The organism is Salmonella sp. SJTUF15570, assembly GCF_043357055.1.
GTDB classification, from domain to species: Bacteria; Pseudomonadota; Gammaproteobacteria; order Enterobacterales; family Enterobacteriaceae; genus Salmonella; species Salmonella enterica.
Map to the genome: position 1 here is coordinate 279,031 of NZ_JBEUKJ010000004.1, position 18,718 is coordinate 297,748.

Sequence of the window (18,718 nt, forward strand, 5' to 3'; positions counted from 1 at the left end):
GGTATCTATTTCCCGGGAGGTGACTATGATAGCCAGCAAATTCGGTATCGGCCAACAGGTCCGCCATTCCCTGTTAGGTTACCTCGGAGTGGTCGTCGATATCGACCCGGAATATTCGCTTGATGAACCGTCGCCTGATGAACTGGCGGTTAACGACGAACTTCGCGCCGCTCCGTGGTACCACGTGGTAATGGAAGATGATGATGGTCAGCCAGTGCATACTTATCTGGCCGAGGCCCAGTTGCGAAGCGAAATGCGGGACGAGCATCCAGAACAGCCATCGATGGATGAACTGGCGCGTACCATTCGCAAGCAGCTTCAGGCGCCGCGACTACGTAACTGATTGTATGTAAAAGGCCGGAGAGCGATATCCGGCCATTTAAACTTTTATTTCGCCAGCCCCAGGCGAGGGATCTCAATCGCCGGGCAGCGATCCATCACCACGGTCATGCCTGCATCCCGCGCCAGTACCGCCGCTTGTTCGTTGATCACGCCAAGCTGTAGCCACAGCGTTTTTGCGCCGATGGCGATAGCTTCCTGCGCGACGCCCCATGCAGCTTCAGAGTTGCGAAAAACATCCACCATATCGACTTTTTCGGGAATATCCGCCAGCGTGGCATACCCCTGTTGCCCCAGCAATGTCTTACCCGCGACTTTTGGCGCAACCGGAATCACATGGTAGCCCTGTTCAAGCAGGTATTTCATTACCCGATAACTTGGACGATCGGGTTTATCGCTCGCACCTACCAGCGCGATAGTGCGAGTGGACGTCAAAACATCAGCAATATCGGTCTCTTTCATCATCTTTCTCCTGGCTGTTTTGCAAAGTGTACGACAAACCTGACATAGCAACCATTCATCCCATACCGATGTATGAGAGCAAAACGCCAAAATATGTCTATATGTTAGTAAACATGATCTAAGAAAAATTTCGATACATTATTAGCCAGACGGCCTTTGGACAGGAGAACCTTATGAAAACCGGCGCGCTAACCACCTTCCTTGCTCTCTGTTTGCCGGTGACTGTTTTTGCCACAACGCTCCGTTTGTCTAATGAGGTTGATCTGCTGGTGCTGGACGGCAAAAAGGTATCCAGCTCTTTATTACGCGGCGCAGAGAGCATCGAACTGGAAAACGGGCCGCATCAACTCGTTTTCCGGGTGGAAAAAACCATCCGCCTGTCCGGTAATGAAGAGCGGCTTTATATTTCTCCGCCGCTGGTGATAAGTTTCGATACCCAACTGATAAGTCAGGTCAATTTCCAGCTCCCGCGGCTGGAAAACGAGCGCGAAGCCTCGCATTTTAACGCGGCGCCGCGTCTGGCGCTTTTGGACGGCGACGCCATGCCCATTCCGGTAAAACTCGATATTCTGGCCATTACTTCTACGGCTAAAGTGGTCGATTATGAAATAGAGACCGAGCGTTATAATAAATCGGCGAAACGCGCCTCGCTTCCTCAGTTCGCCACGATGATGGCAGACGACAGCACATTACTTTCCGACGTCTCAGAGCTTGATACCGTACCGCCGCAATCACAAACTCTGACAGAACAGCGGCTGAAATATTGGTTCCGACTGGCCGACCCGCAGACACGCCATCATTTTCTGCAATGGGCGGAAAAACAGCCGCCCTCTTGATATGAGTTGTCCCAGCGCGCAATTTTTTTGTCTTTCTCTTGCAGCATCAAGCGCTTCCAGTAATCTGTAGACAGGTTAACTACGGAATCGAATTATGGAACTGACGACTCGCACCTTGCCGACGCGCAAACATATCGCGTTGGTTGCTCACGACCACTGCAAACAGATGTTAATGAACTGGGTGGAACGCCATCAGCCGTTGCTGGAAAAACACGTTCTTTATGCAACCGGCACCACGGGGAATCTGATCCAGCGCGCAACCGGTATGGACGTTAATGCGATGCTGAGCGGCCCGATGGGCGGCGACCAGCAGGTTGGCGCGCTCATTTCAGAAGGGAAAATCGACGTGTTGATTTTCTTCTGGGACCCGCTTAACGCGGTACCGCACGACCCCGATGTCAAAGCGCTACTGCGTCTGGCCACCGTATGGAATATCCCTGTCGCCACTAACGTCTCAACGGCGGACTTTATCATCCAGTCCCCGCATTTTAATGACGCTGTAGATATTCTTATTCCGGATTATGCGCGTTATCTGGCCGAGCGCCTGAAATAACCGCTACGCGGGCGGGATGCTGTACCGCCCGCGCTTTAGGGCTTCCTCGCCGCCGGCACATCCAGCTGTTTAAGCGCCTCCACAAAGCGCGAGGGATTATCTTTATTAAAAAGCAGCCAGACCCGCGCACGCGCGCGCGTCAACGCCACATATAACAAACGCCGCTCTTCAGCGTCCGGAAAATCCTCAACCTGAGGAAGAAGCGCACTTTCCATAATGGATTCGCGCGCCGGGGCGGGGAAACCGTCGTTACCCTCCTGCAATCCAACAAGAATCACGTAATCGGCCTGTTGGCCTTTGCTGGCATGGATAGTCATGAAGTCTATCTGTAACTTCGGCCAGCGAGTCGCCGCTTTTTGTAGACTCGCGGGTTTCAGATGATGATAGCGCGCCAGCACCAGGATACGTTCATCTTCCTTCGCATAGCCGGATAATTTATCCAGTAACGCGTCCAACTGGCTTTCATCCAATAACGTCACCGCTTTTTTATCGCCTGGGGTCAGACTATTTAACGGTTTTTTAAGCTGGTGCGGATTCTGCTGTACAAAGCGATTGGCAATATCGCCAATCCGACTGTTAAAACGGTACGTGGTGTCCAGGTGGCAATGCTCGCCCTCGCCGAACGTCTGATGAAACGCCGTCGTTAAGGAGAGCTGCGCCCCGCTAAAACGGTAAATCGCCTGCCAGTCATCGCCCACGGCAAACAGCGTAGTCTGGCTATTCTGCTTGCGTAGCGCCTCTAACAGCGCCGCCCGTTGCGGGGAAATATCCTGAAATTCATCGACCAGAATATGCTTCCACGGGCTGATAAAACGCCCTTTTTCGAGGATCACTATTGCCTGATGGATCAGCCCGGAGAAATCAACGGCATTTTCCGCTTTCAACGCGCTTTTCCAGGCCTTTAGCAGCGGCGCCATCAGCTTAATGCGTTTGCCAAACAGCTCGCGGCACTCCTCTGGCGCGCCAGCGATCATTTCTGCCTGCGCGCCGCCGTGCATACGCATCAAACTGACCCAACGATCCAGGCGAGGGGCCAGACGCCGCTGCAATGTCTCATCGTCCCAGAAATTACCTTCCGGCACCGCCCACTGCATCTCCTCTTCCAGCCACTGACGCCAGCCTTTGGCCTGCGCTTTTTTCTCGCTACACTGCTGACGCCAGGTGCGCAGAAATAGCTGATGCCGCGCGGTGGCGTCACTTTCCAGCTTACTGACAACCGGCGCTTTTTTACTGCCTTGCTGAATAATATACAGCGCCAGCGAATGGAACGTACGGGCAGTAATCTCTTCCGTATGTAAGCGCTCGCGGATACGCTCATCCATCTCCTCTGCCGCCTTGCGACCAAACGCCAGTAAAAGAATTTGCCCCGCATCTGCTTGTCCGCGCGCCAACAGCCAACCCGCGCGCGCCACCAGCACCGAGGTCTTACCGCTTCCCGCGCCCGCCAGTACCAGTAACGATGATTCGCCGTTAACCACCGCCCTGGCCTGGGAAGGATTAAGCGGAGAAGATTCTATCTGCGTAAAAAAGTCGGCATGCGCTTCCAGCATGGCATCAGCATACGCCTGATTATGCTGCTGCCGACTTCCCTCGCTATCCTGTAACCATGCCAGACACTTACGCCATATCTCGCGACAGTGAGCAAACTCCTCCAGACGTGAGACCGGCAGCGGCAAGGCGGCAAACGTCTGGCGAATTTCGTGTTCCAGCCCCCGAACGCGTTCACGGGTAAGCCATTGGTTTTCGCCCGTTCGCTCACTAATACGCGCCCATTGCTCTTGTAATGCCTGCGCGGCGACATCACTCATCTCCTGGCTCCAGCGACGCCAGTGCGCGTCCAGATAGCGATGGAATTGCTGGGTTTCCGACCACTCGGTACCGTGCAAACGCACAACTTTATCCTCCGGCAGGACAAACTCCAGCTCGCCCCATACCAGCCCACGCTTACAGTGAATCGCCAATAACTGATTGAATGGAATAAGATATTCATGCCTGTCGCCAGACACTTTCACCCCAGCGTTGAGGATCTCGGCACGATCATACGGGTGTTGCGCCAGACGTTTTCCAAGAGAAGTTGCTTTCAGTTCCATGACTCAGCGAATCCAGACGTAAAGATGTGCTTATCAGTGTAACCGCCAGAGAAAACGTGCTCCAGTCTAAAAAAACGTTACAATTGCCCGCAGTGATAGAAAACCGGAATGAACTGAGGGTTTATGCGTACCGTTCTGAATATTTTAAACTTTGTACTGGGCGGCTTTGCCACTACGCTGGCCTGGCTGCTGGCGACGCTGGTCAGTATTGTGCTTATTTTTACCCTGCCGTTGACCCGCTCCTGCTGGGAGATAACCAAACTGTCCCTGTTCCCTTACGGTAATGAAGCCATTCACGTTGACGAACTTAATCCGGCGGCGAAAAGCGTATTAATGAATACTGGCGGTACCTTGCTGAATATTTTCTGGTTACTTTTTTTCGGCTGGTGGCTATGCCTGATGCACATTGCCTCCGGTATCGCGCAGTGTGTCACTATCATCGGGATACCTGTCGGTATTGCGAACTTTAAAATTGCCGCGATTGCGCTTTGGCCTGTCGGTCGCCGCGTCGTCTCTGTAGAAACCGCTCGCGCCGCGCGAGAAGCTAACGCGCGCCGCCGTTTTGAATGATCGGGACAAATAGCCTTTATGTTAAGTCCGTTGATTCGCCGTTATACCTGGAACAGTACCTGGCTGTATTACATCCGCATTTTTATCGCTCTGTGCGGCACCACCGCCCTGCCCTGGTGGCTGGGCGACGTCAAACTGACCATCCCGCTCACGCTCGGTATGGTTGCCGCGGCGCTAACCGATCTCGACGACCGCCTTGCCGGACGCTTGCGTAATTTAATCATTACCTTAATTTGCTTTTTTATCGCGTCGGCTTCTGTTGAGCTGCTCTTTCCCTGGCCGTGGCTATTTGCGTTGGGCTTAACGTTATCCACCAGCGGATTTATTCTGTTGGGAGGACTAGGGCAACGCTATGCCACCATCGCGTTCGGCGCGTTACTCATTGCCATCTATACGATGCTGGGTACCTCTCTATACGACCACTGGTATCAGCAACCACTGCTCCTGCTGGCAGGCGCAGTATGGTATAACCTACTGACGCTAACCGGGCATCTGCTATTTCCGATCCGTCCGTTGCAGGATAATCTGGCACGCAGTTACGAACAGTTAGCGCACTATCTGGAACTGAAATCACGTCTGTTTGATCCTGATATTGAAGATGAAAGCCAGGCGCCGCTCTATGATTTAGCGTTAGCGAACGGGCAGTTAATGGCGACGCTAAACCAAACGAAAGTGTCGTTGTTGACTCGCCTGCGCGGCGATCGCGGTCAACGCGGTACGCGCCGCACCCTCCATTACTATTTTGTGGCGCAGGATATTCATGAACGCGCCAGTTCTTCGCATATTCAATACCAGACGCTGCGCGATTATTTTCGCCATAGCGACGTCATGTTCCGCTTTCAACGTCTGATGTCGATGCAGGCGCAGGCCTGTACGCAGCTGGCGCGCTGTATCTTACTGCGTACGCCGTACCAGCATGATCCGCGCTTTGAACGCGTCTTTACCCACATTGACGCCGCGCTTGAACGTATGCGCGCCAGCGGCGCTTCTTTAGAGCTGTTAAATACGCTTGGGTTCTTATTAACCAACCTACGCGCCATTGATGCGCAACTGGCGACGATCGAGTCGGAGCAGGCCCAGGCAATGCCGCGCAATGAGTCAGAAAACCAGTTGGCTGATGATAGCCTGCACGGGTTTAGCGACATCTGGCTGCGTCTGAGCCGTAATTTTACCCCGGAGTCCGCTCTCTTTCGCCATGCGGTACGCATGTCACTGGTATTGTGCATCGGTTATGCTCTCATCCAAATTACCGGGATGCGCCACGGGTACTGGATATTGCTCACCAGCCTGTTCGTTTGTCAGCCTAACTATAACGCGACCCGCCATCGCCTTGCGCTCAGGATTATCGGTACGTTGGTAGGAGTTGCGATCGGCCTGCCGATTTTATGGTTTGTCCCTTCGCTTGAAGGACAGTTAGTTCTGCTGGTGATTACCGGCGTGCTTTTCTTCGCATTCCGTAATGTGCAGTATGCCCATGCGACGATGTTCATCACCCTGCTGGTATTACTCTGCTTTAACCTCCTGGGCGAAGGCTTTGAGGTAGCGTTACCGCGCGTCGTCGACACGTTAATTGGCTGCGCTATCGCCTGGGCTGCGGTCAGCTTTATTTGGCCGGACTGGCGCTTTCGTAACCTTCCCCGGGTACTCCAGCGCGCCACCGATGCTAATTGCCGCTACCTTGATGCGATCCTTGAGCAATATCACCAGGGACGGGATAACCGCCTGGCCTATCGCATTGCCAGACGCGACGCGCACAACCGCGATGCAGAACTGGCATCCGTGGTTTCTAATATGTCGAGCGAACCCGACGTCACGGCTGAAACCCGGGAGGCGGCGTTCAGGCTGCTTTGCCTCAATCACACTTTTACCAGCTATATCTCCGCCCTCGGCGCGCACCGCGAAAAGCTCAGTAATCCGGACGTGTTGGGGCTTCTGGATGACGCGGTCTGCTACGTTGATGATGCGCTCCATCATCAACCTGAAGACGAACAGCGCGTACACCAGGCGCTGGAGGGTTTAAAGCAGCGAGTTCAGTCGCTGGAAACACGTCCGGACAGCAAAGAACCTCTGGTTGTTCAACAAATTGGTTTGCTCATTGCCTTACTGCCCGAGATTGGACGCTTGCAACGGCAAATTTCACCGCCGACTTCTACATTAATTACCCAGCCGTAAGCGAATGAGCCCAGTCGGCAAGCTCCTGGCGACGACTCGCCGGGAGCGCCGCTTCATGTACGCCGACAATTGCGCCTTCCAGGACATACAAAACTTTCACCGTCAGCAAGGGATTGCTTTGTCGCAACCTTAGCCAGCACATTTTCGCGCCCAGTATGCGTAACATATTTTCGTCCTTTATCCCTGACTCATTGAGCAATGTTTCCAGATGGAAGGTCATATTGGGGAGATCTTTGAGTCTGTGCTGTAAAATACGGCTGTGTTTTTCCTTCATTGCCGCGTCAAGAGAATACTTCGATAAACGCACCAGCTGCTGCTGATCGCGCCACAGGCTTTCATCCACCCGGTAATAGTTGAGCATAACGGGACGTCCACACTTCATAAACATGAGCCAGGCGGGAGGATGCTTCACACAGTAGGGTACGCTTTCTTCACAGGCGCGGAGATAAAGCTCGCCATTAGCCACCATCGCAAAGACGGTATCCTCCACGGTCAGACTATAGCTACCGAATAAAGATCGATACTGGATCGTCCCCAAAGAGGCCAAATATTCTTGCGATTTATAGATCCTGTCATAAGAGAGTGCTCTCATAAAATTCCTTTTAAATCATAAAGTAAAAGAATGATTTGCAGTAACGGATCCGTTAATGACGAAAATAGGCAACTTATACTCCGCGAGCAAGATGATTTTTATTTTTGGCGCCACTAAGAATAAAAATTGCGAGACAGTTTCCGAAAATAGAGTTGATCTTTCATCGCCACAGGGGTACTGTATGAATATACAGTAACTCACAGGGCTGGATTGATTATGTACACTTCAGGTTATGCAAATCGTTCTTCGTCATTTCCTACCACTACCCACAACGCTGCGCGCACCGCTACGGAAAATGCCGCGGCAGGACTGGTCAGCGAAGTTGTCTACCACGAAGACCAGCCCATGATGGCGCAACTCCTGCTTTTGCCTTTACTCCGTCAGTTAGGCCAACAATCACGCTGGCAGCTCTGGCTCACGCCGCAGCAAAAGCTCAGCCGTGAATGGGTACAGTCTTCAGGTTTGCCATTAACGAAAGTGATGCAAATTAGCCAGCTTGCGCCTCGTCATACGCTGGAGTCGATGATCCGCGCTTTGCGTACAGGAAATTACAGCGTGGTAATTGGTTGGATGACTGAAGAACTGACAGAAGAAGAACATGCCAGCCTGGTTGAAGCAGCGAAGGTAGGTAATGCGGTAGGGTTTATCATGCGCCCTGTACGTGCACACGCTTTACCCAGGAGACAGCATTCCGGGCTAAAAATTCACTCTAATTTGTATCATTAAGTAAAATTAGGATTTATCCTGGACTTTTTTTTTACGCGAACGTATCTCCTTTGAGTGCTAACGTTTTTTTTGCGAGAACGCTTGTCAGAAGCGGTTTCCGCAATTTTTGCTGTACGATTTATCATCTGAAACTGTTAAATGATGTGTATATCCGTCATGTTTTTTTCACATGTCTGACGGAGTTCACACTTGTAAGTTTCCAACTACGTTGTAGACTTTACATCGCCAGGGGTGCTCAGCATAAGCCGTAGATATCGGTAGAGTAACTATTGAGCAGATCCCCCGGTGAAGGATTTAACCGTGTTATCTCGTTGGAGATATTCATGGCGTATTTTGGATGATAACGAGGCGCAAAAAATGAAAAAGACAGCTATCGCGATTGCAGTGGCACTGGCTGGTTTCGCTACCGTAGCGCAGGCCGCTCCGAAAGATAACACCTGGTACGCTGGTGCTAAACTGGGCTGGTCTCAGTACCATGACACCGGCTTCATTAACAATGATGGCCCGACTCATGAAAACCAACTGGGCGCAGGTGCTTTTGGTGGTTACCAGGTTAACCCGTACGTTGGCTTTGAAATGGGCTACGACTGGTTAGGCCGTATGCCGTACAAAGGCGACAACATCAATGGCGCTTATAAAGCTCAGGGCGTTCAGTTGACCGCTAAACTGGGTTATCCAATCACTGACGATCTGGACGTTTATACCCGTCTGGGTGGTATGGTATGGCGTGCAGACACCAAGTCTAACGTCCCTGGCGGCCCGTCTACTAAAGACCACGACACCGGCGTTTCCCCGGTATTCGCGGGCGGTATCGAGTATGCCATCACCCCTGAAATCGCAACCCGTCTGGAATACCAGTGGACTAACAACATCGGTGATGCCAACACCATCGGCACCCGTCCGGACAACGGCCTGCTGAGCGTAGGTGTTTCCTACCGTTTCGGCCAGCAAGAAGCTGCTCCGGTAGTCGCTCCGGCACCGGCACCGGCTCCGGAAGTACAGACCAAGCACTTCACTCTGAAGTCTGACGTACTGTTCAACTTCAACAAATCTACCCTGAAGCCGGAAGGCCAGCAGGCTCTGGATCAGCTGTACAGCCAGCTGAGCAACCTGGATCCGAAAGACGGTTCCGTTGTCGTTCTGGGCTTCACTGACCGTATCGGTTCTGACGCTTACAACCAGGGTCTGTCCGAGAAACGTGCTCAGTCTGTTGTTGATTACCTGATCTCCAAAGGTATTCCGTCTGACAAAATCTCCGCACGTGGTATGGGCGAATCTAACCCGGTTACCGGCAACACCTGTGACAACGTGAAACCTCGCGCTGCCCTGATCGATTGCCTGGCTCCGGATCGTCGCGTAGAGATCGAAGTTAAAGGCGTTAAAGACGTGGTAACTCAGCCGCAGGCTTAAGTTTCCGTCTGATAAAAAACCCCGCGTCGCGGGGTTTTTTGCTCTGGTCTGGATGACAACGCCTTTCAGCGTCACTTCTTGCCTAATAACGCCTGTAAATCCTGCTTTAACGTGGTCATTTGCGTGGCATATTTCTCTTTATGCTCCGCGTCTTCTATCAGTTGCACTATCGTTTCGGATAATGTTTTACCGCGTCGCTGCGCAAGGCCCGCCAGACGCTGCCAGACCATAAACTCTAAATCGATAGATTTTTTGCGCGTATGCTGATGTTCCGCATTGAAGTGTCGTTTGCGTCTTGCCCGAATGGTTTGTTTCATCCGATTAAGCAAGGCAGGATTCATATGCCTGTCTATCCAGACGTTTACCCGCACCGGTTCATTTTCGAGGGCCAACAACAAATTGACGGCTTCCTGGGCAGCACTGGCTTCCACGTAGCGGGTGATCAACTCCCCTTCGCGATGCTTTTTCACCAGATATTTCCATTTCCAACCGCTTTCAAGATTTTCAAGTTGTTGATATTTCATTGCGATCCCAATGTTACCGTGTAACTGTTATCAGAATATCAGTTTTTTAGCCATCTGAAGAAAAGAATCTCGAACCTGTGAATGGTTACACGTCTTCATATTACTTTGCATTCGCTTTCCGCGTGTGCAGCGTGACGGGTTAGGCTATAATCCCCCCTTTTACAACAGACTAAAAAACCTCAACTTTGACCATTACGAAACTTGCATGGCGTGATCTGGTTCCGGATAGCGAAAGCTATCAGGAGATATTTGCACAGCCACACGCGACTGACGAAAACGACACCTTACTCAGTGATACTCAGCCACGACTGCAATTTGCGCTTGAGCAACTTATACAGCCGTGGGCATCATCCTCTTTTATGCTGACTAAAGCGCCTGAAGAGCAAGAGTATCTCACTTTACTTTCAGATGCCGTCCGCGCTCTGCAAACCGATGCCGGACAATTAACCGGCGGACATTATGACGTTTCCGGGCATACTGTTCATTACCGCGCCGCGCAGAATGCGCAAGACAACTTTGCCACCGTCACACAAGTCGTCAGCGCGGACTGGGTCGAAGCCGAACAGCTCTTTGGTTGCCTGCGGCAGTATAACGGCGACATTATCCTGCAGCCGGGACTGGTTCATCAGGCGAACGGCGGCGTGCTGATTATTTCCTTACGAACCCTTCTGGCGCAGCCGTTACTGTGGATGCGTCTGAAAGCCATCGTTAGCCGCGAGCGTTTTGACTGGGTGGCCTTTGACGAGTCGCGTCCATTACCGGTCTCCGTGCCATCAATGCCGCTCAAACTGAAGGTGATTCTGGTTGGCGAACGTGAATCACTGGCTGATTTTCAGGAGATGGAACCGGAGCTCGCGGAACAGGCTATCTACAGTGAATTTGAAGACAATTTACAGATAGCGGACGCAGAAGCTATGACCCTGTGGTGTCAATGGGTGACGCGTATCGCTTTACGCGATAATTTGCCCCCTCCGGCTCCGGACGCCTGGCCCGTTCTGATACGCGAGGCTGTGCGCTATACCGGCGAACAGGATACGCTGCCTCTTTGCCCACTGTGGATAGCCCGCCAGTTTAAGGAGGCGTCGCCTTTATGCGAAGGCGATACCTGCGGCGCAGAAGCGCTCAGCCTGATGCTTGCCCGACGCGAATGGCGAGAAGGCTTTCTGGCGGAGCGGATGCAGGATGAGATTCTGCAAGAGCAGATCCTGATTGAAACCGAAGGCGAACGCGTTGGACAAATCAATGCGCTTTCCGTCATTGAGTTTCCCGGGCATCCGCGCGCCTTTGGCGAACCGTCGCGAATTAGCTGTGTTGTGCATATCGGCGATGGCGAATTTAACGATATTGAGCGCAAGGCCGAACTTGGCGGGAATATCCACGCTAAGGGAATGATGATTATGCAGGCCTTCCTGATGTCGGAGTTGCAGCTGGAGCAACAAATTCCCTTCTCTGCCTCGTTAACCTTTGAGCAGTCCTACAGCGAAGTGGATGGCGATAGCGCCTCAATGGCGGAATTATGTGCGCTCATCAGCGCGCTGGCCAATGTGCCGGTGAATCAAAACATTGCGATTACCGGCTCGGTCGATCAGTTTGGTCGCGCGCAACCGGTGGGTGGGCTAAACGAAAAAATTGAAGGTTTCTTCGCCATCTGCGAGCAGCGGGAATTAAACGGTAAACAGGGCGTGATTATCCCTGCAGCCAATGTCCGCCATCTCAGTCTTAAATCTGAACTGCTGCAAGCGGTTAAAGAAGAGAAGTTCACTATCTGGGCGGTAGACGACGTGACCGACGCCTTACCGCTACTGTTAAATCTGGTGTGGGATGGCGAAGGTCAAACGACGTTGATGCAGACTATCCAGGAGCGTATCGCGCAGGCGACGCAACAGGAAGGCCGTCATCGTTTCCCGTGGCCATTACGTTGGCTGAACGCTTTTATTCCGAACTGATCGGACTTGTTCAGCGTACACGTGTTAGCTATCCTGCGTGCTTCAATAAAATAAGGTTTACATAAAACATGGTAGATAAACGCGAATCCTATACAAAAGAAGACCTTCTTGCCTCTGGTCGTGGTGAACTGTTTGGCGCTAAAGGGCCGCAACTCCCTGCGCCGAACATGCTGATGATGGACCGCGTCGTTAAGATGACCGAAACGGGCGGCAATTTCGACAAAGGCTATGTCGAAGCCGAGCTGGATATCAATCCGGATCTATGGTTCTTCGGATGCCACTTTATCGGCGATCCGGTGATGCCCGGTTGTCTGGGTCTGGATGCTATGTGGCAATTGGTGGGATTCTACCTGGGCTGGTTGGGCGGCGAAGGCAAAGGCCGCGCTCTGGGCGTGGGCGAAGTGAAATTTACCGGCCAGGTTCTGCCGACAGCCAGGAAAGTCACCTATCGCATTCATTTCAAACGTATCGTAAACCGTCGCCTGATCATGGGTCTGGCGGACGGTGAGGTTCTGGTGGATGGTCGTCTGATCTATACCGCACACGATTTGAAAGTCGGTTTGTTCCAGGATACTTCCGCGTTCTAAGTGTTGAATTGATATTCCGCGCTATCGGTATCATGCTTGCAAAACCAATAAAGGCGAAACCTCCGCACTGCGGAGGTTTCTTTTCCTAAAGAGACAGAATCAGGCCATTACCGCCCTGTCCTCCATGGCTTGTCGCCAACCTCCCAACCAGTATGACCGTTGATTCAGCGTCTGATAGGGACACATTTCTTTTGATCGTCCGGCGATGCCGGCCTGATATCCACGTTGATGTGCCCGTTCCAGGCGATCTCGTTTTTGTCTCTTCATGCCTCGTTTCCCTCATATTTGTATCTGGTGGAAAAGAAAACAGTGATTACAAAATGTGCAATCACACTACACGAATACCTCTAAATGGATCGCCCGTCAATGCGCAAAATTCACACCAATGTCATATTTGTGAGCTATACGGTAAATCATTTGTACAAAAAATGTGAGCCATAACAACTATTTTTCCGGCGTCAAAAATAAAAAAACCGCCTCAGGCGCACGACCTGAAGCGGTTAAATTTACATTACTTTTATCTCAGGGAAGGCGCTTTATCTCATCTGCGATAGCGGCTGCTTCCTGACTCCATGCGCTTGCCAGTACTTTGACCATCTCATCATAGCCATCTTTCTGCTGGCTGGCTTCGATATGGAAAGGCCGCTTAATCAGTTGTCCGTTGTGGTTTAATAACCACTCCCCGCTGACGATAACCTTACCATCGTAACGTCCATGGAATCCGGTTACGGTAACGTTTAACGTATCCTGGGTGGTTCCCAACGGCTGGGAAGCGACGACCCAGCCAGGAAGCCGGGCGCTAAGATTCGCCACCAGCGTGTTACGTAATTGCTGGTCCAGCGGGCTGGCCCACAGATTGTTATTGGCAATCACATACTGGACATCACTGGTTTGATACACCACGCCGTTACCTGCCAGATAGTCAGGTACGGAAACCTGCTCTACCCATAAGAGACGGTTGCCCTGGCTTGCGGTGCTTTGCACACCGCTTTGCGCTATCGGGAGCTGATAATAGCTTTTATTCTCTCCGCCGGAGCTACATGACGCCAGCCAGAACGCCATTATCACGACTAGCCATTTTTTCATTGTTTCGCCCTCTTAGGCTCAGGATCTTTTTTATCCTTCGCTTCAAATACCAGCGCGTTGCTCTTCTCGTTCAGAGTTTTCAACACCGGTTGTAACTCACGAAGCACCTGATCGAGACGCTGCATATCCGCCACCATTTTGTTATACGCCGCCGATCCAGGCTGGAAGCCTTGCATACTGCGGTTAAGTTCGCGTAACGTCGTTTGCATATCTGCCGGAAGCTGCTGCATCGACTGACTGGAGGTAATCTTGTTCATATTATCCAGCGTGGTTTGCAGCCGACGCATAGTACGCTGGCTTTCAGACAGCGTATTAGTCGCTTGTTCAATCATCGGATTCAGCGGCAGGTTGTTGATCTTATCCAACGTTTCCACCAGTCGCTGTTGAATTTGCGCCAGGCCGCTGCTGACGGTGGGAATAATTTCATAACCATCAAATTCGCGTAGCCCGGTGATCGGCGGCTCCTTAGGATAAAAATCCAGATCGACATACAGCGCCCCGGTCACCAGGTTACCGGTTTTAAGCGAAGCGCGTAAACCGCGCTTAAGCAGTTCCGTCAAATGCGCGCCAACATCCGCATTTTCTCCCAGTTGCGCTTTCAGACGCTCCGGTTCAATGCGCACCAGCACAGGAATACGGTAATCGTCGTTAAATACCTGGCGCATTTTAGACGCAAAGAAAGGCACTTTGCTTACCGTCCCCAGACGAATACCGCGGAACTCCAGCGGCGCGCCGGGTTGTAATCCGCGCACCGAATCTTTAAAGAACATCAGGTAATCGATATGATCGGTATACAGCGAATCCTGAATACTTTTTTGATCGTCGTAGAGATTAAACGCCGTTTTTTCGGCGACGGGTTGCCCCTGCTCAAGTCCTTCCGGCACATCAAAACTCACGCCGCCGCCAAACAACGTCGTCAACGATCCCATTTCCACGCGCATTCCCGCCGATGTCAGATCCACAGCGATACCGCTATCTTTCCAGAATCGGACATTACTGGTGACCAATCGATCGTTTGGCGCCTTAATGAACAACTGATAACTCATTGTCCGTTTTTGCGGATCGAAAGAGCTGGTTTCAACGGATCCTACCCGATAACCCCGGAACAGAACGGGATCGCCAGGACTGAGCTGACCGGCCTTTTTGCTGTCCAGAATCACACGAATACCTTTGGCATCGGGCGGCGCCAACGGCGGTGAGTCAAGAAGCTGATAGCTTTCCGGCTGACTGCCCTTACTTCCTGGTTGTAGTTCAATATACGCGCCTGATAGCAGCGTCCCAAGCCCGCTGATGCCTTCACGCCCCACCTGCGGTTTTACGACCCAAAATACCGAGTCTTTATGCAGCAACTTCTCCATACCGGAATGAAGCCGCGCTTTGATTTGTACATGGGTCAGATCGTCAGTCAGCGTCGCGCTTTCAACCACGCCAACATCCACGCTGCGACTTTTGATCGTCGTTTTTCCGCCTTCAATGCCTTCCGCATTGGTGGTAATTAAGGTAACTTCCGGTCCCTGGTGGCTGTAGTGATAAAACAGAATCCAGGCTCCGATAAGCGCAGTAACAATCGGGAATATCCAGACAGGCGACCAATTTTTCACCTTTTGTACTTTGGCTTCCCCTTTTTTAGGTTCCATGCTATCAGGACTCCTCATGGCCTGGTTCGTATTCACGATCCCACGACAGACGCGGATCAAAGGTCATCGCAGAAAACATTGTCATTATGACGACTAAAGCAAACATCAACGCACCCATCGCAGGATAAATATTCATTAACCCTCCCATGCGCACCAGCGCAGAGAGTACGGCAATGACAAAGACATCAATCATTGACCAGCGCCCCACAAACTCCACTACTTCATAAATAAAATGCATCCGTTCACTGTCGCGCTTACCGTGGCCTTTCGCATCCCAACAAAGCCAGGCAATGGCGATCATTTTTAGCGTCGGCACCATAATACTGGCGAGAAAGATAACCGCCGCCACCGGATAAGACCCCTCGCTCCACAGCAAAATCACGCCAGCCAGAATGGTCGACGGCATTTTCGAGCCCAGTAAGTCGGTAATCATAATCGGCAAAATATTGGCGGGCAGATAAAGCATGATCGAGGTAAATAATAACGCCAGCGTCCACTGCAAACTGTTTTTACGCCGGACATAGCCTTTCGTATGGCAACGCGGACAGACGAGACTCTCCGCAGGCAGGATCGCCGTACAGCAGGCGCAAGAACGCAAAGACTGCCGGATACCGGTAATCCCCGGCGTTAACGGCTGCGCCAGTACAGGCTGCGGGGCGATATCATCCCACAACCAGCGGCGATCGACACACTGGAACGCCCGCAGTTGAACGAGACAAAATAAGCACCAGGGAATAAAACTGCTGCCGATGCCGATATCGCCGTAGGCCATCAGCTTAACAAAACTGACCAACACCCCGGCGAGAAATATTTCCGCCATTCCCCACGATTTGAGGAGGAAAAAGATCCTTGCCAGCGTTTTTTTTACCGACAACGGCAGACTGGCGCGGTTGACAAGTAATAGAATGGTCACCAGGCAAAATGCCGGCACCAGTTGGACAAATAACAAAAAGAACGTGCCGAGGCTGGCGTAATCTTCAGAAAACATGACGCCGGGGATTTCCAGAAGCGTGACTTCGCTGGTGACGCCCGCGACATTCATATTCACGAAGGGAAAAAGGTTAGAAAGCAGCAACATAAATAGTGCCGCTAACGCATAGGCGGTAGGACGCTGCCGGGGCGCGTCCCACTCGGTCGTTAACGTTGCGCCGCATCGTGGACATGCTGCTTTTTGCCCATGCGAGAGGCGGGGTAAAGCCACCAGCATGTCGCATTGCGGGCACAATATGTGCTTCGCAGCATGGTGATGTTCACACATAGGCGCTCCTTTCGTTATGCCCCGTTTTTCAGGCCTTCAAGATACTCCCAACGTTCGAAGGCTTGCTCAAGTTCTTGCTCCGCCTGACTTAAATCGGCCAGAACTTTCTGCGTTTGCTCATGGGGTTGGCTAAAAAAGGCCGCATCCGCAACCTGCGCCTGTAGCGCTTCCAGCTTCGCTTCCAGGTCTTCAAGCTGACCGGGTAACTGCTCCAGCTCGCGCTGCAGTTTATAGCTTAGTTTGCTACTGCCACGTTTTACAATTTCTGCTTTAGGGGCAATAACTTCCTCATTTTTTTTCGCCATCGGCTGTTTCGTCGCCAGATGCTGCTCTTGCTGCGCACGCGCATCATGGTAGCCGCCGATATAACGTCCGATTTTGCCGCCGCCCTCGAAAATCCAGCATTCCGTCACGGTATTATCGACAAATTGCCGATCGTGGCTGACCAGTAGTACCGTGCCCTGATAGCCATCAATTAATTCTTCTAATAGTTCCAGCGTTTCGACGTCAAGATCGTTCGTTGGTTCATCGAGAATTAAAAGATTGCTCGGCTTGAGGAACAGTCGTGCCAGCAGCAGACGGTTACGTTCGCCGCCGGAAAGCGCGCGGACGGGTGTCATCGCCCGTTTGGGGTGAAACAGGAAGTCCTGCAAATAGCCCAGTACATGGCGCGGCTTACCGTTTACCATCACCTCTTGCTTGCCTTCCGCAAGGTTATCCATCACGGTTTTTTCCGGATCCAGTTCGGCGCGATGCTGATCGAAGTAGGCGACTTCCAGCTTCGTTCCTACGTGGATGCGCCCGCTGTCAGCCTGAAGCTGTCCCAGCATCAGTTTCAGTAGCGTGGTTTTACCGCAGCCGTTCGGGCCAATTAACGCAATCTTGTCGCCGCGCTGTACCTGAGCGGAGAAATCTTTTACCAGTTGTTTTCCTTCTACCTGGTAATCGACGTTTTCCATCTCAAAAACGATTTTACCGGAGCGCGTCGCCTCTTCGACCTGCATCTTCGCCGTGCCCATCACTTCCCGGCGCTCGCTGCGTTCACGACGCATCGCTTTTAACGCCCGCACGCGCCCTTCATTACGGGTGCGGCGCGCCTTGATACCCTGGCGAATCCAGACTTCTTCCTGCGCCAGTTTGCGATCAAATTCCGCGTTTTGTAATTCTTCTACGCGCAGCGCTTCTTCTTTCTCCAGCAGGTATTGATCGTAATTTCCCGGATAGGTGACCAGTTTGCCACGATCGAGATCGACAATGCGGGTTGCCATATTGCGAATAAACGAACGATCGTGAGAGATAAAAATAATCGTTCCGTTAAAGGTTTTCAGAAACCCTTCCAGCCAGTCGATAGTTTCGATATCCAGATGGTTAGTCGGTTCATCCAGTAACAATACGCGCGGATTGCTGACCAGCGCCCGACCCAGCGCGGCTTTACGCAGCCAGCCGCCGGAGAGCGACGACAGCGCGGCGTTAGGATCGAGTCCAAGCTGCGCCAGCACTTCATTAATACGGTTTTCCAGCTGCCAAAGATTATGATGATCGAGCTGTTCCTGTACGCGCGCCATTTCATTGAGGTTTTTCTCGCTGGGATCGGTCATCACCAGACGGGAAATCTCATGATAGCGCTTGAGGTATTCCGCTTGTTCTTCGATACCTTCGGCGACAAAGTCATAGACGCTGCCCGCAATATTACGGGGCGGGTCCTGTTGCAGACGCGCGACGATCAGATCCTGCTCATAAATAATACGCCCATCGTCCAGACCCTGTTCGCGGTTGAGGATCTTCATCAAGGTGGATTTCCCGGCGCCGTTACGCCCCACCAGACAGACGCGTTCGTTATCTTCGATATGCAACTCTGCGTTATCGAGAAGCGGCGCGTCGCTGAACGACAGCCATGCGCCATGCATACTGATTAATGACATTTACTTTT

Annotated in this window: 18 protein-coding genes; 9 read left to right on the forward strand and 9 right to left on the reverse strand. The window is 52.1% G+C overall.

From position 1 onward, the window contains the following. Window positions 1-25 precede the first annotated feature (25 nt). Window positions 26-343: a heat shock protein HspQ gene (gene hspQ / locus ABVN44_RS10180; RefSeq protein ID WP_000561983.1), complete on the forward strand. Its 318-nt coding sequence runs from the start codon at window positions 26-28 to the stop codon at window positions 341-343. Between the two features lie 44 nt (window positions 344-387). Here hspQ and ABVN44_RS10185 read toward each other — a convergent pair whose 3' ends face one another. Then, window positions 388-801: a CoA-binding protein gene (locus ABVN44_RS10185; RefSeq protein WP_001537782.1), complete on the reverse strand. Its 414-nt coding sequence runs from the start codon at window positions 799-801 to the stop codon at window positions 388-390. A gap of 173 nt (window positions 802-974) precedes the next feature. On the opposite strand from ABVN44_RS10185, the gene ABVN44_RS10190 reads away from it, so the two are divergent. Both ABVN44_RS10190 and mgsA read left to right on the forward strand, forming a co-directional pair. Then, window positions 975-1,637: a DUF2057 family protein gene (locus ABVN44_RS10190; protein WP_000847736.1), complete on the forward strand. Its 663-nt coding sequence runs from the start codon at window positions 975-977 to the stop codon at window positions 1,635-1,637. 94 nt (window positions 1,638-1,731) lie between these two features. Continuing rightward, window positions 1,732-2,190 (forward strand): methylglyoxal synthase, encoded by a 459-nt coding sequence (gene mgsA, locus ABVN44_RS10195; RefSeq protein ID WP_000424187.1) that lies wholly within the window; start codon window positions 1,732-1,734, stop codon window positions 2,188-2,190. Between the two features lie 35 nt (window positions 2,191-2,225). Here mgsA and helD read toward each other — a convergent pair whose 3' ends face one another. Then, window positions 2,226-4,280: a DNA helicase IV gene (gene helD, locus ABVN44_RS10200; RefSeq protein ID WP_393954262.1), complete on the reverse strand. Its 2,055-nt coding sequence runs from the start codon at window positions 4,278-4,280 to the stop codon at window positions 2,226-2,228. A gap of 123 nt (window positions 4,281-4,403) precedes the next feature. On the opposite strand from helD, the gene ABVN44_RS10205 reads away from it, so the two are divergent. Both ABVN44_RS10205 and yccS read left to right on the forward strand, forming a co-directional pair. Beyond that, the gene (locus ABVN44_RS10205; RefSeq protein ID WP_001261222.1) at window positions 4,404-4,850 is read left to right on the forward strand and encodes a YccF domain-containing protein; all 447 of its coding nucleotides are present in this window, start codon (window positions 4,404-4,406) and stop codon (window positions 4,848-4,850) included. An 18-nt stretch (window positions 4,851-4,868) separates the two neighbouring features. Further along, window positions 4,869-7,022, forward strand: a complete 2,154-nt coding sequence (gene yccS, locus ABVN44_RS10210; protein ID WP_000950881.1) for a YccS family putative transporter — start codon at window positions 4,869-4,871, stop codon at window positions 7,020-7,022. On the opposite strand, the gene ABVN44_RS10215 is transcribed toward yccS, so the two are convergent. Beyond that, window positions 7,009-7,614, reverse strand: a complete 606-nt coding sequence (locus tag ABVN44_RS10215) for a TfoX/Sxy family DNA transformation protein (protein WP_023231422.1) — start codon at window positions 7,612-7,614, stop codon at window positions 7,009-7,011. The genes yccS and ABVN44_RS10215 overlap by 14 nt on opposite strands. 216 nt (window positions 7,615-7,830) lie before the next feature. Here ABVN44_RS10215 and sulA point away from each other — a divergent pair, with 216 nt between their 5' ends. Together sulA and ompA are read left to right on the forward strand one after the other, a co-directional pair. Further along, window positions 7,831-8,340, forward strand: coding sequence for an SOS-induced cell division inhibitor SulA (sulA, locus tag ABVN44_RS10220; protein ID WP_000288732.1), 510 nt, complete (start codon window positions 7,831-7,833; stop codon window positions 8,338-8,340). 357 nt (window positions 8,341-8,697) lie between these two features. Continuing rightward, a complete protein-coding gene (gene ompA / locus ABVN44_RS10225; protein ID WP_001670727.1) occupies window positions 8,698-9,750 on the forward strand; it encodes a porin OmpA in 1,053 nt (350 codons plus the stop codon). A 71-nt stretch (window positions 9,751-9,821) separates the two neighbouring features. Here the strand turns inward: ompA and matP are convergent, their stop codons facing one another. Beyond that, window positions 9,822-10,274, reverse strand: a complete 453-nt coding sequence (gene matP, locus ABVN44_RS10230; protein ID WP_000877172.1) for a macrodomain Ter protein MatP — start codon at window positions 10,272-10,274, stop codon at window positions 9,822-9,824. A 185-nt stretch (window positions 10,275-10,459) separates the two neighbouring features. Here matP and ABVN44_RS10235 point away from each other — a divergent pair, with 185 nt between their 5' ends. Both ABVN44_RS10235 and fabA read left to right on the forward strand, forming a co-directional pair. Continuing rightward, complete coding sequence (locus tag ABVN44_RS10235; protein ID WP_000156448.1) at window positions 10,460-12,220, forward strand: Lon protease family protein; 1,761 nt, start codon at window positions 10,460-10,462, stop codon at window positions 12,218-12,220. A 68-nt stretch (window positions 12,221-12,288) separates the two neighbouring features. After that, complete coding sequence (gene fabA / locus ABVN44_RS10240; protein ID WP_000227928.1) at window positions 12,289-12,807, forward strand: bifunctional 3-hydroxydecanoyl-ACP dehydratase/trans-2-decenoyl-ACP isomerase; 519 nt, start codon at window positions 12,289-12,291, stop codon at window positions 12,805-12,807. Between the two features lie 99 nt (window positions 12,808-12,906). On the opposite strand, the gene rmf is transcribed toward fabA, so the two are convergent. The 5 genes from rmf to ABVN44_RS10265 all read right to left on the reverse strand — a co-directional run bounded on the left by rmf (window position 12,907) and on the right by ABVN44_RS10265 (window position 18,710). Further along, a complete protein-coding gene (rmf, locus tag ABVN44_RS10245; RefSeq protein ID WP_001537784.1) occupies window positions 12,907-13,074 on the reverse strand; it encodes a ribosome modulation factor in 168 nt (55 codons plus the stop codon). A gap of 255 nt (window positions 13,075-13,329) precedes the next feature. Continuing rightward, complete coding sequence (gene pqiC, locus ABVN44_RS10250) at window positions 13,330-13,893, reverse strand: membrane integrity-associated transporter subunit PqiC (protein WP_000759136.1); 564 nt, start codon at window positions 13,891-13,893, stop codon at window positions 13,330-13,332. Then, window positions 13,890-15,530: an intermembrane transport protein PqiB gene (gene pqiB / locus ABVN44_RS10255; protein WP_000433414.1), complete on the reverse strand. Its 1,641-nt coding sequence runs from the start codon at window positions 15,528-15,530 to the stop codon at window positions 13,890-13,892. The genes pqiC and pqiB overlap by 4 nt, the downstream gene beginning before the upstream one ends. A gap of 4 nt (window positions 15,531-15,534) precedes the next feature. Continuing rightward, window positions 15,535-16,788 carry a membrane integrity-associated transporter subunit PqiA gene (pqiA, locus tag ABVN44_RS10260; RefSeq protein ID WP_000333153.1) on the reverse strand — a complete coding sequence of 418 codons (1,254 nt, stop codon included), beginning with the start codon at window positions 16,786-16,788 and terminating at the stop codon, window positions 15,535-15,537. 14 nt (window positions 16,789-16,802) lie between these two features. Then, entirely contained in the window at window positions 16,803-18,710 is a 1,908-nt protein-coding gene (locus tag ABVN44_RS10265) for an ABC transporter ATP-binding protein (RefSeq protein WP_000053044.1), read from the reverse strand. Window positions 18,711-18,718 lie beyond the last annotated feature (8 nt).

Coding starts and splice junctions, on each gene's coding strand:
- ompA (WP_001670727.1), top strand. CDS start 8,698: ATGAAAAAGACAGCTATCGCGATTGCAGTGGCACTGGCTGGTTTCGCT.
- rmf (WP_001537784.1), bottom strand. CDS start 13,074: ATGAAGAGACAAAAACGAGATCGCCTGGAACGGGCACATCAACGTGGA.
- helD (WP_393954262.1), bottom strand. CDS start 4,280: ATGGAACTGAAAGCAACTTCTCTTGGAAAACGTCTGGCGCAACACCCG.
- ABVN44_RS10185 (WP_001537782.1), bottom strand. CDS start 801: ATGAAAGAGACCGATATTGCTGATGTTTTGACGTCCACTCGCACTATC.
- mgsA (WP_000424187.1), top strand. CDS start 1,732: ATGGAACTGACGACTCGCACCTTGCCGACGCGCAAACATATCGCGTTG.
- pqiA (WP_000333153.1), bottom strand. CDS start 16,788: ATGTGTGAACATCACCATGCTGCGAAGCACATATTGTGCCCGCAATGC.
- ABVN44_RS10205 (WP_001261222.1), top strand. CDS start 4,404: ATGCGTACCGTTCTGAATATTTTAAACTTTGTACTGGGCGGCTTTGCC.
- pqiC (WP_000759136.1), bottom strand. CDS start 13,893: ATGAAAAAATGGCTAGTCGTGATAATGGCGTTCTGGCTGGCGTCATGT.
- pqiB (WP_000433414.1), bottom strand. CDS start 15,530: ATGGAACCTAAAAAAGGGGAAGCCAAAGTACAAAAGGTGAAAAATTGG.
- ABVN44_RS10190 (WP_000847736.1), top strand. CDS start 975: ATGAAAACCGGCGCGCTAACCACCTTCCTTGCTCTCTGTTTGCCGGTG.
- ABVN44_RS10265 (WP_000053044.1), bottom strand. CDS start 18,710: ATGTCATTAATCAGTATGCATGGCGCATGGCTGTCGTTCAGCGACGCG.
- yccS (WP_000950881.1), top strand. CDS start 4,869: ATGTTAAGTCCGTTGATTCGCCGTTATACCTGGAACAGTACCTGGCTG.
- matP (WP_000877172.1), bottom strand. CDS start 10,274: ATGAAATATCAACAACTTGAAAATCTTGAAAGCGGTTGGAAATGGAAA.
- hspQ (WP_000561983.1), top strand. CDS start 26: ATGATAGCCAGCAAATTCGGTATCGGCCAACAGGTCCGCCATTCCCTG.
- ABVN44_RS10215 (WP_023231422.1), bottom strand. CDS start 7,614: ATGAGAGCACTCTCTTATGACAGGATCTATAAATCGCAAGAATATTTG.
- fabA (WP_000227928.1), top strand. CDS start 12,289: ATGGTAGATAAACGCGAATCCTATACAAAAGAAGACCTTCTTGCCTCT.
- sulA (WP_000288732.1), top strand. CDS start 7,831: ATGTACACTTCAGGTTATGCAAATCGTTCTTCGTCATTTCCTACCACT.